This is a genomic window from Riemerella anatipestifer, from assembly GCF_009932355.1.
GTDB lineage: Bacteria > Bacteroidota > Bacteroidia > Flavobacteriales > Weeksellaceae > Riemerella > Riemerella anatipestifer_E.
The window spans coordinates 1-565 of sequence record NZ_LEKU01000036.1 but is presented as its reverse complement, the minus strand read 5'-3'; the positions used below and the strand labels follow the sequence as shown (position 1 = coordinate 565).

General features: G+C 37.5%; 1 protein-coding gene and 1 pseudogene. Both read left to right on the top strand.

The window, feature by feature from the left end:
* Nucleotides 1-427: hypothetical protein (locus GXW81_RS10610; protein WP_260393599.1), on the top strand; the 427-nt coding region annotated here is incomplete at its 5' end.
* A gap of 27 nt (nt 428-454) precedes the next feature.
* Nucleotides 455-565: pseudogene (locus GXW81_RS10605) on the top strand (DNA-binding protein); the annotation flags it as partial.

The window sequence follows — 565 nt, the reverse complement described above, 5'->3', positions numbered from 1 at the left end:
ACACACACACACACACACACACACACACACACACACACAAGTAGTTTCGTGGGTATGTGTCCGATTATTTAGAAAATTACTTAGACTTTTATCGTTAAAACAAAATATTATTCCACTAACTTTTGTTGGAGGCTTTTCGTGTTTATACCATTCTAATTTTAGCTTTAATCAATATTTACTAAAAGCACCATTGTTTTGTCTTAAAACATGGTCGTTCTTGTTGGGTGCTTTTAGTGTTCAGAAAGGGAGCCTTTGCTTTCTTTCTGCTTTAGCCTTTCCTCTCGTTTTGTGTGTGTTTAGAGGGGGAAGGCGTTTTTTAAGGCTAGAGGCGAGATATAAGAGTTTAGAACTTAGTATAGCCTCACCAATCCTTAAACCGAACCTCCAACCTCTAATAGCCACCAACCATTTAACAACTAACAACTAATATCTAACATCTAAAAACTAAATCTTTATGCCAATCAAGTACAAAGTCATTCAGAAAGGGCAACCAGGAGTTGCCGGTGGAGGCGAGAAAAAATACTACGCTTCTGCCAATGTAGTCAGTGAAAAAACTTTAGCAGGT